Annotated in this window: 10 protein-coding genes; 8 read left to right on the plus strand and 2 right to left on the minus strand. The window is 72.0% G+C overall.

Annotated features, from left to right (window positions below; genetic code table 11):
* Window positions 1–126 precede the first annotated feature (126 nt).
* From ABTZ03_RS36820 to ABTZ03_RS36830, 3 genes are read left to right on the plus strand one after another with little or no spacing between them, the layout of a single operon-like run.
* Window positions 127–3,486, plus strand: coding sequence for an SDR family NAD(P)-dependent oxidoreductase (locus ABTZ03_RS36820; RefSeq protein WP_350517546.1), 3,360 nt, complete (start codon window positions 127–129; stop codon window positions 3,484–3,486).
* Window positions 3,473–4,882: a polyketide synthase dehydratase domain-containing protein gene (locus ABTZ03_RS36825; RefSeq protein WP_350517547.1), complete on the plus strand. Its 1,410-nt coding sequence runs from the start codon at window positions 3,473–3,475 to the stop codon at window positions 4,880–4,882. Before ABTZ03_RS36820 ends, ABTZ03_RS36825 begins: the two co-directional genes overlap by 14 nt.
* On the plus strand, window positions 4,879–5,904 hold the full coding sequence (locus ABTZ03_RS36830) for an SDR family oxidoreductase (RefSeq protein ID WP_350517548.1): 1,026 nt from the start codon (window positions 4,879–4,881) through the stop codon (window positions 5,902–5,904). The genes ABTZ03_RS36825 and ABTZ03_RS36830 overlap by 4 nt, the downstream gene beginning before the upstream one ends.
* Window positions 5,905–6,033: 129 nt before the next feature.
* On the opposite strand, the gene ABTZ03_RS36835 is transcribed toward ABTZ03_RS36830, so the two are convergent.
* The gene (locus tag ABTZ03_RS36835; RefSeq protein ID WP_350517549.1) at window positions 6,034–6,657 is read right to left on the minus strand and encodes a hypothetical protein; all 624 of its coding nucleotides are present in this window, start codon (window positions 6,655–6,657) and stop codon (window positions 6,034–6,036) included.
* Between the two features lie 215 nt (window positions 6,658–6,872).
* Here ABTZ03_RS36835 and ABTZ03_RS36840 point away from each other — a divergent pair, with 215 nt between their 5' ends.
* Together ABTZ03_RS36840 and ABTZ03_RS36845 are read left to right on the plus strand one after the other, a co-directional pair.
* On the plus strand, window positions 6,873–7,994 hold the full coding sequence (locus ABTZ03_RS36840) for a terpene synthase family protein (protein WP_350517550.1): 1,122 nt from the start codon (window positions 6,873–6,875) through the stop codon (window positions 7,992–7,994).
* A 288-nt stretch (window positions 7,995–8,282) separates the two neighbouring features.
* Window positions 8,283–8,492: a DUF937 domain-containing protein gene (locus tag ABTZ03_RS36845; protein WP_350517551.1), complete on the plus strand. Its 210-nt coding sequence runs from the start codon at window positions 8,283–8,285 to the stop codon at window positions 8,490–8,492.
* Between the two features lie 807 nt (window positions 8,493–9,299).
* On the opposite strand, the gene ABTZ03_RS36850 is transcribed toward ABTZ03_RS36845, so the two are convergent.
* A complete protein-coding gene (locus ABTZ03_RS36850) occupies window positions 9,300–9,683 on the minus strand; it encodes a carbohydrate-binding module family 14 protein (RefSeq protein ID WP_350517552.1) in 384 nt (127 codons plus the stop codon).
* A 742-nt stretch (window positions 9,684–10,425) separates the two neighbouring features.
* Between ABTZ03_RS36850 and ABTZ03_RS36855 the strand changes: the two genes are divergently transcribed.
* Genes ABTZ03_RS36855 through ABTZ03_RS36865 form a run of 3 tightly spaced genes read left to right on the plus strand, consistent with a single transcriptional unit; the run spans window position 10,426 to window position 13,792 of the window.
* Window positions 10,426–11,847, plus strand: coding sequence for a family 2B encapsulin nanocompartment shell protein (locus ABTZ03_RS36855; RefSeq protein WP_350517553.1), 1,422 nt, complete (start codon window positions 10,426–10,428; stop codon window positions 11,845–11,847).
* Entirely contained in the window at window positions 11,844–12,932 is a 1,089-nt protein-coding gene (locus ABTZ03_RS36860) for a terpene synthase family protein (protein WP_350517554.1), read from the plus strand. Before ABTZ03_RS36855 ends, ABTZ03_RS36860 begins: the two co-directional genes overlap by 4 nt.
* Window positions 12,929–13,792, plus strand: coding sequence for a geranyl diphosphate 2-C-methyltransferase (locus ABTZ03_RS36865; RefSeq protein WP_350517555.1), 864 nt, complete (start codon window positions 12,929–12,931; stop codon window positions 13,790–13,792). Before ABTZ03_RS36860 ends, ABTZ03_RS36865 begins: the two co-directional genes overlap by 4 nt.
* The last annotated feature ends 461 nt before the right edge of the window (window positions 13,793–14,253 follow it).

Consider the following 14,253-nt stretch of genomic DNA (forward strand, 5'->3'; position numbering starts at 1 on the left):
GCTACCTCGCCGGCCTCCACCTTCGCGGCGCAATGATCTGGATCAAAGACCTCACCAGAAGCACCACTTGATCACGACCGAATACGCGCCCTAGTCGCCCTCTCCGCCGCCACACCCGACCAGCTGGTGACCCGCAGCCGCGAACTCGCCGCCGCGGCCGCCGAGATCGGGCTCGCCGGAGCCGCCCGGCAGGCGGCCGAGGACTTCCGGGCCGCCGACGAGGCCCGGCTGTGCCTGGTCGTCACCTCCGCCGACGACCTCGCCCGCCAACTGGCCCAGGCCGCCGAGCGAATCGCCGCCGCCCCGGCCACGCCCTTCGCCGAGCACTCGGGGCTCCACTACGGCGTCGGCCGACCGTCCGTCGGCCGTCTCGCCTTCCTGTTCCCCGGCCAGGGCACCCAGTACGTCGGGATGGGTACGGCACTCGCCCTGCGCTTCCCCCAGGCCCGGGCCCTCTGGCAGCGGCACGGCGCCGGAGGACTCACCGACACCGTCTTCCCGGAGCCGGGCCTGACCGCAGCCGAACGCAACGCCCAGCAGGAACGCCTCAACCACACGAGGACGGCCCAGCCCGCCATCGCCGGGTACAGCGCGGCCCTGCTCGCCGTCCTCGACACGCTCGGGGTACGACCGGACTGCGTGGCCGGGCACAGCTTCGGCGAGCTGATCGCCCTGTTCGCCGCGCGGGCCCTGAACGAGGACACCCTGATGCGGGTCGCGCGGGGCCGCGGCGCGCTCGTCGACGAGGCCACGAAGGTGCCCGGGGCCATGCTGGCGCTGTCCGCCGGACAGCCCCGGGCGCAGGAACTGCTGGACCGCTGCGCCGGCGGCCAGGCGTGGATCGCGGTGGACAACGCACCGCAGCAGGTCGTGGTCGCCGGCCCCGCGGACGCCGTTTCCCGGCTGGCGGCGCAGGCCGAGCGGGAGGGCGTCGCCGGGGCCCTGCTGCCGTCGGACGTCGCCTTCCACACCCCTCTGCTGGACTCGGCGGCCGACCTCCTCCTGGAGTTCCTGGCGCAGCACACCGTGCGGGCCCCGCTGGTGGACGTGTACGGCAACACCGACGCCGACCGCTACCCGGTCGAACCCGACCTGGTCCGCCGGCGGCTCTCGGCCCAGGTCGCCGCACCGGTGAGGTTCCGGGAGATGATCGAGGCGATGTACGCGGACGGCGTGCGGACCTTCGTCGAGACCGGCCCGGGCCGGACCCTGAGCGGCATCGTCCGGAAGATCCTGGGCGACCGCCCGTACCGCGCCATCGCGCTGGACCGCTCCGGACCGGAGGCGATCGGACAGCTGTACCGCGGGCTCGCCGAACTGGCCGCCGCCGGCCTGCCGGTCGACCTCGCCGTCCTGGACGACGACCAGCCGCTCGCACCGGCCGACGCCGCCCCCAGGCCCGGCAGCACCGTCCTGATCGACGCCGCCCCGTACGGACGGCGCTATCCGGTGAACTCCCGCTTCCCGGTACCGCCACCCGCCGCGGCCCCGCCGCCGGTCCGCGCCCAGGCACCGGCCCCCAGGCTGCCCGGCCCGGCCTCAGCGCCTGCTCCGGCCGGGGGGCCGTCACCCCTGAACGGGGATCTGGGCCGAGCCCTGGCCGAGGCACAGCGCGAGACCGCCCGCGCCCACGCGGCCTACCTCGACACGGCGCAGCGGACCCTGGAAGCCCTCACCGCCCTGGCCACCGGTTCATCCGGCGCGAACACCACGGGACCGGGTGTCGGATCCTCCCCGGGCTCCGCCGCGGACGAACGGCCCTCGACCCCCTCCCCCGCCGGGCTCCTCCCGGCACCGCGCCGCGAGCCCCCGGTCGAGGCCGCCGACGCGCCGGTGGCGGTGCCCGAGTCCCGTCACGCGCTGGAGGCCCTGGTCCTGGCGACCGTCGCGGACAAGACCGGCTACCCGGTCGAACTGCTCGCCCCGCACATGGAACTCGAAGCCGACCTGGGCCTGGACTCGATCACTCGCGCGCGCATCCTGGCCGCGCTGCGCCCGTCCTTCCCGCAGCTGGAGGCGCTCGGCGCACAGCACTTCGGTTCGCTGGCCGTCCTGCGCACGATCGGTGAGGTCGTCGAGCACGTCTGGTCGCTGATCGAGGGCGCGGCACCGGCCGGCCCACTGCGGCAGGCCCCCGTCGAGGTCCGGCGGCACACCCTCGAAGCGGTGCCCGTCACGCCCGCCGGGATGCCGCTGCCGGGTCTGGGGGCAGGGCCCGTGCTGATCACTCCGGACGGTGCGGCGGTGGCCGAGGAGGTGGCCGGTCGGCTGCGGCGGGCCGGTGTCGCGGCCGTGGTCGGCACCGAGCTGCCCGAGGACGCCACCGGGGTGGTGTTCCTCGGTGGTCTGGCCGAGGTCACCGGCCCCGGCGAAGCGCTCGCCGTCCAGCGCGAGGCGTTCCGCCTCGCCCGCTCCGCCACCGGACAACTCGGGGACTGCGGCGGGGTGTTCGTCACCGTCCAGGACACCGGCGGACACGACCGGCCGGACCGGTCGCGGGCCTGGCTCGGCGGGCTGGCCGCACTGCCCCGCACCCTCCGGTGCGAACGGCCGAACGCGTCCGTCAAGGCGGTGGGCTGCCACCGGGGCGGCCGGACCGACGCCGAGGTGGCCTCCGCGCTCGTCGGGGAACTGCTGAACGGCGGCCCGGACGTCGACCTCCTCCTCGGCCCCGACGGCAGCCGGTCCGCCCTGCGCCTCGTCGAGACGCCCCTGGCCCCGACCGCCGACCTGTCCCGGCTCCTGGGGGAGGCGCCCCTGATCGTCGCGACCGGCGCGGCCCACGGGATCGGCCGGGCCTGCGTGCTCGAACTCGCCCGGCACCACCGCGCCCGGTTCCTCCTCCTCGGCCGGACGGCGCCCGAGGACCCGCGGATCGCGCAGTGCCTGGCCGCGATCCGGCAGACCGGCTGCGAGGCCGACTACGCCGCCACCGACGTCCGCGACGAGCAGGCGGTGGCCCGGGCCCTCGCTGGGGCCCGTGCTCGCTGGGGTCCGGTCACCGGGCTGCTGCACCTGGCCGGGATCCTCGCCGACGCCCCGATCGGGCGGAAGACCGACGAGCAGTTCGCCGACGTCCTCGACACCAAGGCCATCGGCCTCCACCACCTGCTCACGGCGACCCGCACCGACCCGCTGCGGCTGCTGTGCGCCTTCTCCTCCGTGGTGAGCGCCACCGGAAACCACGGCCAGTGCGACTACGCCATGGCGAACGAGACCCTCAACCACGTGCTCGCCGCCGAACAGGCCCACCGGCCGGACGCCGTCGTCCGCTCCCTGCTGTGGGGGCCCTGGCAGGGCGGCATGGTCACGGCCGGGCTGCGGGACCTCCTCGACCTCGGCGGCATCGAGTCGCTCCCGCTCGACACCGGCGCCCGCGCGTTCGTCGACGAGCTGCGGCGCGCTGCGCCGGACCCGCGCATCGTGCTCGCCGCAGGACAGGCCGCCCTTCGGCTCCAGGAGGTGGCCCGCGGTGTCCCGGCCTGACGACGCCCCGGCGGGTGCCCAGGTCATGCCGAGGCCACCGCAGTCCCACTGGCCGGCGGAAGCCCCTGCGCTCGCGGCCGCCGTACCCGGGCTGCTCGACGACATCGTCGACCTGCACCGCCGGACCAGTGCCCTGCACGAGCGGTTCCTCGGCCTCCAGAACCGCGCGCTCGCCCACGTGGTCGGCGTCGAAGACCGGACGGGCCCGGAGACGGTGACCGAAACCGTACTCGACCCGGCCACCGCCAGCTGGCTGCGCGATCACCGCCCGTCCTGGACCGTCCCCACCGTCCCCCTCACAGCCATGGCCGACCTCCTGGCCCGGGCTGCGGAGCAACGGGAGGGCCGTGCGGTCCGCACGGTCGCCGACCTCCAGGTCCAGCGCTGGCTCCCGGTGCCTGGCCCGGTCCGCCTGCGGCTGCGCTGTGCGGGCGACGGCGAACGGGTCACCTCGGAGCTGGCGGTGTGGTGGGACGCCGCCGACCCGGCGCTGTCCCGATTCGCCCCGGTCGCCGACGCCACGCTCGGATTCACGCCGCCGTCCCGGCCGGCCAGGTTCGCCCCGCTCGTCGACGCCGCCGCCCGACCGTGCCCGTACGAGACCGCCGACCTCTTCCACGGCCCCGCCTTCCAGTACCTCACCTCCTGGCGACTCGGCGCACAGGGCTCCAGTGGAATCCTGCGCGCCGAACGTGGCACGGTCCCGCCCGGGGCCCTGCACCACGGACTGCTCGACGGGGCACTGCACGTCATCCCCGGTGCCTGTCCGGACCAGTGGGACCGCACGATCGAGCCGGGCACCATCGGCCTCCCCCACCGGCTCGACCGCCTGGCCCTGGTCGACCCGCTGCCGACCACCGGCGACGTCGAGGTCGAAGCCCGCTACCGGGGCCGCACCGGCACCGACGGCCACCTGACCACGGTCGACCTCCAACTGTGCGACGGACAACGGGTACTGGCCGCACTCACCGTCACGCTCGCCCTCCTGCGCCCAGTCGGCACGGCCGGCCTCACAGCCGTACCCGGCCCCCGCCGCCGGGCCTACCTACGCGATCGCGTCGCCGTGCCGGAACTCCTGTGCTCGGCGACCGACGACGGGACCACCGTCCTCACCCGTACCGCGGTGGAACAAGCGGACGTCCCGCCCGGCACCGTCGCCGCCCTCTACCGGCTCCCGATCGGCGTCGGCACGGCCCGGCGGCTGGCCACCATCGCCGTCAAGGAACACGTCGCCCGCCTGGCAGCGGCCCACCCCGGCACCGTCGAGACGGACACCGACCTGCGCACCGCCCACCTCACAGACCACCCGCAGCGCCGCTACCGCGTCGAAACGACCTGCGACGGGACGACCGCCGTCGTCCGGACCGGCAACCCGCGCCAGGAGGAAGGCCCATGACAGCCCCGACCGTCCTGCTGACCGGAGCGTCCGGTGTCGTCGGCTCCGCGCTGCTCCGCGAACTCGCCGACACCGAGGTCATCTCCCTCACCCACCACAAGCCGATCACCGGGCAGCAGCTGCGCGGCGACGTCACCCGCCCCTGGCTCGGCCTCCACCCCGCCGACTACCGCAGCCTCGCCGCCCGGGTCGACGTCGTCGTGCACTGCGCGGCGTCGGTCAACTTCACCGCCTCCCGAACACACCTGCACAACGTCAACGTCCGCGGCACCGGTCACGTCCTGCGCTTCGCCGAGGACGCCACCGCCGGGCTCGTACACGGCTCGACCGCGTTCATCGCCCGGGCCGGCCGCGGCTCCCTGCTCGACGCCTACGCCGAGTCCAAAGCCACCGGCGAAACCCTCGTACGGACATCCGGCCTCCCGTACGCGATCGCCCGCCTGTCCACCGTCATCGGCGACTCCGCCTCCGGTCGGACCGCCCGACTGCAAGCCTTCCACCACGTCGTCGGCTCCGCCCTCACCGGCCAACTCCCCTTCCTGCCCTGCGCCCCGGGCACCCGGATCGACTTCGTCCCGCAGGACACCGCCGCGGCCGCGCTCGCCGCCCTGGTCCGCTCCGAACGCCTCCAGGGCGAGCACTGGATCACCGCCGGCGACGCCGCACTCCCCATGGCCCGCCTGCTGGATCTCTGCGGCGAGGCCGCCATCGCCCGCGACAGCGGCACCCGCATCGGCGACCTCGGCGTGCGACTGTTCGGCACTCGACTGCTCGAACCGGACGTGTTCGAACGCATCATGACCTCGGTGCTCGACCGCGCACAGCCCGGCGCCGCGCCCAGCGTGGGCCGCCTGGCCGCCGACGTCATGACCGCCTTCACCGACACCGAACCCTTCCCGACCTCCATCGGCACCCTCCCCCAGGGCCCCGCCCCGATCACTCCGGACAGCCTGGAGAACGCCCTGCGCCACACCCTCTGCTATCTCCTCACCCTCCCTCAGGAGACCTGGGACCTGACCTGACCCGGCCGGTGCGCGGCTGCGACGTCCGATCGGTATGAACCGTCGATTCCCCATCATGGTGTGCGGGGCCCTCGACGGACTGTCGGCCAGCTGGTGTGGGTGGTGGGGCGATCCGCGTTCCCGGCACGGTCAGGTGGTGATGCTGCCCGAACAGGTGGCCCACGGCGTGCCGGGCTGGGCGCTGCCGGTGCCGAAGGTGTCGTTGAGTACCTTCGCGAACTCGGGGGTGATGTCGAACTTCGCCTGCGGGACCCGCACTGTCAGTTCGAACGGATCGAGGGGCGAGACCGTGGGCACGAGGAGCGGGACCTCCGCGTAGGTGACGACCGGCGTCGGACGGGCGACCGGATCGGCGTCCGTGCGCACGTAGAGCGCGGGCTCGCCGGTGGGAAGAGTGCCCTCGCCGTCCACGGCCTCCACGAAGTGACCGGCCCGGTCGACGAGCAGGAAGCCGCCGTGGAACGTGCCCCTGGCGTTGATGCTGTTCGCGAGCGCGACGGGGTTGTTCAGCGAACCGAGGTCGAAGGTCACCGTCCCCTCGCCATCGGTGAGGGCGTAGGAGGACGGGCCTGTCCCGGGGATGGTCGGCCGGAGCGAAACCCCGTCCTTCGCCCAGGTGACCGCGCAGTCGGCCTCGAAGTGGTTCACGCGTACGGTCACCGGGGTGTCGGCGGCGGCGACCTGACACGCGATGCCGCCCACGGCCAGGGCGGCAGCGGCGGCGATCCCGGCTGCCTTGTGCGACGCACGCATGGCTCTCACCCTTTTTCCTGGAGAAGCCCCCTCACCCACTGTCGTGAACGCGAACACTTTCCGCAATCGGGGCGACTTCGCCCCGCCGGCCGGCCCAGCAGCCGTACCCGATGTGATGGCGTCGTTGCCGAGCCGTCGCCGATTCCGCTCTCCATCCCCGATCGTTCCTATACGGACGACGACCGATGTCCCGTATCGAGGAGAGGACGATCACCATGTCGCAGACCGCCCCGGCCCCGTCGATCGACGGCCCGACCAGCGCCCTGCCCTACCGCATCCCGCCCCTGTACAGCCCCGGCAGCCTCGGGCGCCACCCCGCCGGCGACCGGATCGCGCGGCGCCTGCGCGAGGGCCTCGATGCCGAGGGTGTCCTCGACGATCCCGGATACCTGATGACGTACGAGGGCCAGGACCTGGCCGAGATGGTCGCCTGCTTCTCCCCGACCGCCGGCATCGATGACCTGGTCGAGGTCGGCTCCGTGTTCGCCATCGGCATGATGGCGGACAACCCGCAGACCGGCGACGCGCATCGGCCGATCCTGCATCACCACCTCACCGGCGGCTCCCCGACGATCGATCCGCGGGCGGTGGCGGAGCGTGTGGTTGACCCCGAGATCTCCGATGCGGTCCCGGACGTCCTCTCTCAGGCCTTCCTGCGCGCGCTGCGCCGGCTTCCCGGGGTCGAGGGCAACGACAAGCGCGGTCTGATGATCGAGTCGTTCCTCACCTGGTTCCGGGCGGAGGTCCGGGTGGAGCGACTCGAAACCGGAGGCCGTGAGCCCGGCTTGGAGGAGGCCGTCGGGAACCGGCTGGAGACCATGGGGGAGCTCCTCATCGCCGCAGTCGTCCTACCTTTGTTCCCCTCCGTCACCACCGGGCACGTGCGGCACCCCGAGGTCCTGCGGATCGAGTCGCTGATCACCCTGGTCCTGTCCGCACACAACGAGCTCTACTCCGGCTACAGCGACCTGGCCTCGGGGTCGAAGTCCAACTGGGTGCGGATCTTCGCCCGCGAGGCCGGTGGCACCCTTCAGCAGGGCGCGGAGCGGGTCGCCGAACTCGCGGACCGGGCCTACGCCGAGGCGCGCCGGTCGACGGACGCTCTCGCCGCCCGCGGGCACGACGAGTCGGTCGTCGCCTTCCTCGAAGCACAGCTGTCCATCCTCGCCAATGCACTCGAATGGTGGTACCCGCGGCAGATGGCGGTGCGCTACCGCGTACCGGGCCTGGACCTCTCTCACGCCTGCCCCACCCTCACCAGCCGGCCACAGGCCGTCGGCGCCCCCGGCATCGGCTGCCTGGACCACCTGTGGAGCCAGGATCGGCAACCGGCATGAGCCCGAACGTCGGGGCAGCCGGCAGCACAGCGCCCGGGGACCCGGCGACTCCGTACCAGGCCACCCGAGACCCCGGCGATCAACCACAGCCGGGGAACTGATCTCGGAGGGCACGGAAACGGTGCGACCGGACACCCGAAGGAGGTGCAGGTCGGCGACGAATTGGGTCGGTTGGCCGAGTGCATGATCCGCTCGGACGAACTGCCGGTGTGTGGCGAGGCAGTCGTGATCCTCAGGTGTCAGCGTGGTGGCCAGGATCAAAGGATTCGGACAAAGGAGCAGGGACCCATGTCGAGCTTCGACGATCTCCTGGCGCAGGTACCGATTGCCCAGATTGCAAGCAAGTTGGGAGTTGATGAAAAAACCGCGACCAACGCGGTCGTTGCGGCTCTCCCCACCCTCCTCGGGGGTCTGCAGGCGAATGCGAACAAGCCTGAGTACATGCCAGCACTGGCGGACGAGGCTACCAAGCGGTGGGAGCAACTCGACGGCGCATGATCCCAGTGGCCAGGTCCCGAAGGAGGCTGCCACCCGGTGCCCTCCTCCGGGGCCCACGGGCCGACCGCCAGCAGTTGCGAACTTGTTTGGGTTCCGTGTTTGTGGCACGTCTGCGGGGCCTGGGCAGGAGACCGGTGTCATCCAGCCTCTGGAATCCGCGGACGTCCGGTCCTCCGTTTCCGTGGTAACGAGCGCTACGGGCCGGCTGATCCTCGCCCTAGCAGTCCTCCACACCGACCGGTCCGGTGCGATCCACCGCCTTGTGCCTGACGACCTCGGCAACCGCCCACTCGTCACCTACGACCGCCTCCGCCCTCTGGACGAGCTCACCCTGCAGGCCGCCCTCGCCTGGCTGTAGCACCAACGCCGACGCCGGCCCGAGACCGCCAACCTGCACCTGCTGATCAACCAGCAGAGCACGCTGGAGACCGGTCCCAGCAGCGTCGGCTCAGTCTCCGTTGACTTCGCGGCCAGACCGCCACCCTGGAACGACTCCGCGGCGACCGCCGGCTCGAAGAAGCCCTCGTCCACAGCCTGGACCCTCGCCACCTCACCGAGGCCGACCTATAGAACTGCCGGACTCGCCGACACAGCAGAGCCTCGGTCGGCGCGCCCCCGACGCTCCGGGCAGCCCGCCCCAGTGCCTTCAGCACCGTCAGGACGCCAGCCCCGGACCGGGCGGTCGGTGATCTCACGTCAGTCCCCCTACTCGGCTGAACTCGCGGGACGGTGGAGCGCCGGCGGAACGGCCGGCCCGGCCTCGACCCGACAGTGTTGCCGTGCTGGTGCTCGACGGCAACGGGCCGATCAGGCCTGGCTGAGGGGCAGGCGACCGGCTCGTGCCGGCGTCGCCGCGTCCGTCGATCCCTCCCGGTGTGGCCGTTGGCTCGCGCCGAACGAGAAGTCGCACTGCTTCGCCTCGTCATCCCAGACCAACAGGGGCGGACAGGCCACGATGCGCGGCCGGCCTTCGGCGTTGCACTGGATGTAGGAATGGCGATCCGCCGGGTTGGGGTAGGTGCAGAAGGGCCACTCCCGGCAACCGTTCGTGGCGACGATGTCCTCGTCGTTGCACGGGGCGATGGCATCGGCGTAGGCCGAGACGACGGACGGTCCGGCGAGGACTTGGAGCACTCCCGCGACGGCGGCGAGAAAGACCGGGAGCAGATAGCGGCGACGCACGGGAGACATGGGCGATTCCTTTGAATGGCTATGCGGTTCGCTTCCGAACCGGATTCCTGCTGCATTCCCCGCCCTGATCGCCGTCGCGTCCCCGACCGCCGGGCAACCACCCCTTGGGGGGCATCGAGTGGGCCCTCCTGCGGCCGGATGGCGGCAGGAGGATTCCGGCGACCCCTGCCGCCGATCCAGTCGGCCCCTGGCCGACAAACCTCGGTTCCGAAACGGGCACGCCGAGCGCTCGTCTCTGGCGCGCGGCCGTCACGGCTGGGGTGTGCCGACGGTCCGGCAGTGGCCAGGGCGAGCGCACCGACCCGGCCACCCCACGGTGCCGCACCGTGTCCGCATCGGCGCACGCCTGCGGCGCGGTCACAGCCGCCGTCGCGTGGCCCAGGATCGGCCACGCACCCCGAGGCGGAGGATGCGCTCACACTATCCGTCCGCCCGACTTCCCGCGGCTCGGCGCGAGTTCGGACGTAGAGCCGTCGGCGTGCACGGCGTTGTCCGCCTACCGAGCCGCGCCGCCGCGGACGAACTCCCGTGCGTGCTCGAAAGCAGCGCCACGCGGGACGTCTCGCTACGCCGAATGGCCCATCTCCCGTTGCGAGTTGCTGTCGCTCAACCTTGACTAACGATCATCGCATCTCGTCCATACGGGAGTTCGACGAACCATTGCGCGCACCATGCGCTCAGAGTTCCCTCCCCATTTCTCGACGAGTGCCTCAACCATGCCTTCGAGAAGGGAAGTCGGCCGATGTCGGAATCCATACCCCCGCCGGTTGTCCGTCCGGACGAGCCCTCGGCCCTGGGCATCCAGGCCGCCCGGAACCTCGCCCACACAGCCAAGACCGTCCCCCAGATGCAGGGGATCTCCTCCCGCTGGCTGCTGCGCATCCTGCCCTGGATCGACGTCCCCGGCGGCACCTACCGGGTCAACCGGCGCCTCGCCTACACGATCGGCGACGGCAAGGTGAAGTTCGACACCGCCGGCCTCACCACCCGGGTCATCCCCCAAACCCTCAGGGAGATACCCCTGTTCGAGGGCATCGCCGACGACGCGGTCCTCGCGGCCCTGGCCTCCGCCTTCGAGCAGCACGAGGCCGAACCCGGCACCGTGATTGCCCAGGCCGATGCCAAGGCGGACCAACTGGTGCTCGTCGCGAGCGGAAAGGTCGACCGGACCGGCGCCGGCGCGTACACCGACTCCGTCTCGCACGGTCTCCTCGCCGACGGTTCCTACTTCGGCGACCAGCACCTCACCCGAAAAGGCGCGTGGGAGTTCACCTACCGGGCCACGACCGCCTGCACGATCCTCGTCCTCCCGCGCCGCCGGTTCAAACAACTCCGCTCCTCGATGGCGGAGTTGGACATTCACGTCGACGACTTCCGCACCCGTCCCCGGCCGCCGGTGACCCGACGCGGCGAGGCGGACATCGCCATCGCCTCGGGCCACGACGGGGAAGCGCTGCTCCCCGCCGCGTTCGTCGACTACGAGGCCGCCCCGCGCGAGTACCCGCTCAGCGTCGCCCAGACCGTCCTGCGGATCAACACCCGCGTCAGCGACCTCTACAACGGCCCGCAGGACCAGACCGAGCAACAGCTCAGGCTGACCATCGAGGCCCTGCGCGAGCGCCAGGAGCACGACCTCGTCAACCACCCGGACTACGGGCTGCTCCACAACGCCGACGCCCGCCAACGGATTTCGACCCGCAGCGGCCCGCCGACGCCGGACGACCTCGACGAGCTGATCTCGATGCGGCGCCAGACGAAGTACCTGCTCGCCCACCGCCGCACCATCGCCGCCTTCGCCCGGGAGTGCACCCGCGCCGGAATCTACCCGCCGGGCACCGAGTTCAACGGTCACCACGTCGTCGCATGGCGGGGAATCCCCTTCCTGCCGTGCAACAAGATCCCCATCTCCGGCAACCTCACCAGCTCGATCCTCGCGCTGCGCACCGGCGAGGACAACGGCGGCGTCGTCGGCCTCCACCAGCGGGGCCTCACCGACGAGTACGAGCCGGGCCTGTCCGTCCGCTTCATGGGCATCGACGACCGCGCCACGCTCTCCTACCTCGTCAGCAACTACTACTCCGTGGCCTCGCTCCTGCCCAGCGCCCTCGGCATCCTGGAGAACGTCGAGGTCGGCCACTACAACGGCCCCGCGGACTCGCCGTGAGCCCGCTCAACGGCCCCACCGGGATCGGCACCTCGGCCGCCCGACGCTTCGCACCGCACGTCCGCGTCGCCGACGCGGCCTGCGACATCGCGTCCCTGCGGCTCGACTGCCCCCCGCCCCGGCGCGAGGATCCACTGCTCGCCGCGCGCATCAACGAACGGCTCCTGAACTGGGCCGACCAGGTCGGCCTCTACCACGGACAGCTCGAACGGGTCCGCGCCGCGGACTTCGGCAACCTCGCCGTCCTGTGCTACCCCGAGAGCGACGACCTCGACCTCCTCACCGTGCCGGCGCGCTGCGCCCTCGCCATCTGGGCCCTGGACGACCACTACTGCGACGACCCGTCGCTCGGAGCCGTGCCCGCCCTCACCGGCACCCGCCTGGCCACCGCTTCGGCCACCCTCGACAGGGTCCGCCTACCGGCCCGCTACGAGGAGCGCTTCGAACACGCCACCCGCACCGACCCCGTCCTGATCGGGCTCAGATCCGCCGTCGGGCACCTGGCGGCGATCACCTCCCCCATCCAGCTCGACCGGACCCGCCACAGCCTCCTGACGCTGTTCTCCGCCCTGGCCCAGGAAGCCTCCTGGCGCGCCGCCCGCCACCAGCCCCGCGTCTGGGAGTACCTGGTCAACCGGCAGGCCAACAGCTTCCTGCCCTGCCTGACCGTCATCGACGCCCTCGGCACCTACCGCCTCCCCCCGGCCGACTGGGCCGATCCGAGGGTCAGGCAGGCCGTCGGCACCGCCGCCCTGGCCAGCTGCGTGGCCAACGACATCTACTCGCTCGACGTCGAGAACCACGCCGCCGGGCAGGACTTCAACCTCCCGCGCGCCGTCGCCGAGGAACACTCCTGCACCGCCCAGGAGGCCCTGCGCATCAGTGCGGACCTCCACAACGAACTCATGGACCGCTTCCACGCCCGGTCCGAGGAACTCGCAGCCGGCGCAGGACCGGAGCTGCGCCGGTTCCTGGACGGCGTGCTCGCCTGGTGCGCCGGCAGCCTCGCCTGGCACCGCTCCAGCCCGCGCTACCGCTCCGGGAGGGTTCCCGGAGCGGCCATCCACCCCGAGGACAGGACATGACCACCACGCCCACCCGCACCACCGAGGTGCTGCACACCGACTACCAGCGCGCCGTCGCCCGGTACTGGGACACCCACCGGAACGACGGCGTCAACCTCGAACTCGGCCACATCGACGGCCTGTACCACCACCACTACGGCATCGGTCCCTACGACCCCGCCGTCCTGGACACCGCTCCCCAGGAGCGGGAACAGGCGATCGTCCGCGAACTCCACCGCCTGGAGAGCGCACAGGCCGACCTCCTGCTCGACCACCTCGGACCGCTCCCCCGCGACGCGCACGTCCTCGACGCGGGATCCGGCCGCGGCGGCACCTCCGTCATGGCCCACCGGCGCTTCGGCTGCCACGTCGACGGCGTGTCCATCTCGCGCTACCAGGTCGACTTCGCCAACGCGCAGGCCGAACAGCACCGCGTCGCCGACCGGGTCCGCTTCCACTTCCGCAACATGCTCGACACCGGCCTGCCCGACGCCTCCCGGCAGGCCGTGTGGACCAACGAGACCACCATGTACGTCGAACTCGACCAGCTGTACGCCGAGTTCGCCCGCATCCTGGCCCCGGGCGGCCGGTACGTGTGCATCACCGGCTGCTCCAACGACGTGACCGGCGGCCGATCCCAGGCCGTCAGCCGGATCGACAGCCACTACACCTGCAACATCCACCCGCGCAGCGCCTACTTCAAAGCCCTCGCGGCGAACGGACTCGTCCCCATCGCGGTCATGGACCTCACCGCCCAGGCCATCCCCTACTGGGAGCTGCGGGCCGAATCCGACCTCGCCACCGGAATCGAGGAGTCCTTCCTCACCGCCTACCGCGAAGGCAGCTTCCACTACCTCCTGATCGTCGCCGACCGCATCTGACGGCCGGCGCTCCCGGATGGGCCGCCCACACGAACCGGGCGGCCCATTTGCGTGCATGACGTTCCGGCGGCTGCGCGGGCGCAGGCGTCGACGGCACGGTGACAAGGGCCCAGAGCCACGACAGCGCCCAGCCGACGCCAGGACGTCACAACGGAACCGGGGCGGCGACGAGTGTTCCTCGGCAGGCCGCGTCCGCAGGTTTCGTGCATGACGAATGAGTGGGCATTCTCTGATATTTGTCGGATTCAACCTAGGGAGCGTCTCCGGTTGGGCGGTGGCCAAGGACTGGCGGGGAACGTCACTCGAACCGTGCGATGTGCCGACGGCATGCGTCGGCGTCTGATCCTTCATGAACCGAGAGCGGACCCTGGGGGACGGCCTCGGTGGGCGTCCGCAACTGCCCGTCAGCACCTCTCATCCCCTTGGGTGAAGCGATTCGTCCGCAGGGGTGGCCATCCGGT

This window comes from Kitasatospora sp. NPDC096077, from assembly GCF_040303245.1.
Taxonomy (GTDB): Bacteria; Actinomycetota; Actinomycetes; order Streptomycetales; family Streptomycetaceae; genus Kitasatospora.